Source organism: Devosia sp., from assembly GCF_017307565.1.
Classification (GTDB): domain Bacteria; phylum Pseudomonadota; class Alphaproteobacteria; order Rhizobiales; family Devosiaceae; genus Devosia.
This window is the reverse complement of the sequence record NZ_JAFKHD010000249.1, coordinates 1-1,336: the sequence shown is the minus strand read 5'-3', so window position 1 is coordinate 1,336 and position 1,336 is coordinate 1. Positions and strand designations below refer to the sequence as shown.

Genomic DNA, 1,336 nt, shown 5'->3' with positions numbered 1-1,336 from the left:
GGGTGGCTCTCGAGAGAACCCGCCAGCCGCCCCCATTCCTTCGTCACCACCGGGCTTGTCCCGGTGGTCCATGCTTCCGCGAGATGGATTGCCGGGACAAGCCCGGCAATGACGACGAACGGCGGGTGTTGCCGCAAACGGACCTTTTCAGCTCCGCTCGAACCCGCGATTGCGTTCCCAGTCGGTCACGCGGCGATCATATTCGAACTGCTCCCATTCGGCGGTGTGGACATAGTGCTCCACCACATCGGCACCAAAAGCCTCGTCCAGCATTTTCGATTTCTTCAGCGCCCCGATGGCATCGCGCAGCGTCTTGTGCACTTCGCGCAGTTTCTTGCCCGAATAGGCGTCGCCCGAAAAAGCCGGCTCCAGGGTGAGCTTTTCTTCAACCCCCTTCAGCCCCGCCGCCAGGAGCGCGGCAAAGGCGAGATAGGGGTTGAGATCGGCCCCGCCGATGCGACACTCGACGCGCACGCCATTGGTGTTTTCTCCGCAGAGCCGGAAGCCAGCCGTTCGGTTGTCGCTGCTCCAGATCGCCTTGGTCGGGGCAAAGGTGCCGACCTGAAAGCGCTTGTAGGAGTTGATATAGGGGGCAAGGAAATAGGTGATGTCGCCGGCATAGGTCAGCAGACCCGCCATGAAATGCTTCATCAGCTCCGACATGCCCAATGGGTCCTTGCCGTCGACGAACTGGTTCTTGCCGCCCTTGGCCAGCGACATGTGGATGTGGGCCGAAGACCCGGCGAGGTCATAGGCCCACTTGGCCATGAAGGTTACGGCCTTGCCCTGACCATAGGCGATTTCCTTGGTGGCATTCTTGATCACCACATGCCGGTCCGCCATGGTCAGCGCCTCGGCATAGCGCACATTGATTTCTTCCTGGCCGGGCCCCCATTCGCCCTTGGAGTTTTCGACCGGAATGCCCGAGGCGTGCAGGTGATTGCGCAGCGCGCGCATCACGCACTCTTCCTTGGTGGTCTGGAAGATATGGTAGTCCTCGATGTAGTAGCCGGCGGCCGTTAGGTTCTGATAGCCCTTCTCATGAGCCGAGCGGAACGTCTCGTCGAAGAGGTAGAATTCCAGTTCGCTGGCGAAATTGGCAGAGAGCCCCATGGCCTCCAGCCGCGCCAATTGCTTTTTCAGGATGTTTCGCGGCGCATGCGGAATGGGCTCGTGGTGGTGGTGATCGACCAGGTCGGCCAGCACCAGGGCGGTGGCTTCGAGCCAGGTGCATTTCATCAGTGTTGCCAGGTCAGGCTTCATGACGAAGTCGCCATAGCCCTTGCCCCAGTTGGCGGCGCGATAACCGGGCACCGGCTCCATGTCGATATCGTCG

Annotated in this window: 1 protein-coding gene; it reads right to left on the bottom strand. The window is 60.9% G+C overall.

Annotated features, from left to right (window positions below):
• Nucleotides 1–147: 147 nt before the first annotated feature.
• On the bottom strand, nt 148–1,336 hold a 1,189-nt coding region (locus tag J0I64_RS08230; protein WP_291407108.1), incomplete at its 5' end, for a glutamine synthetase family protein.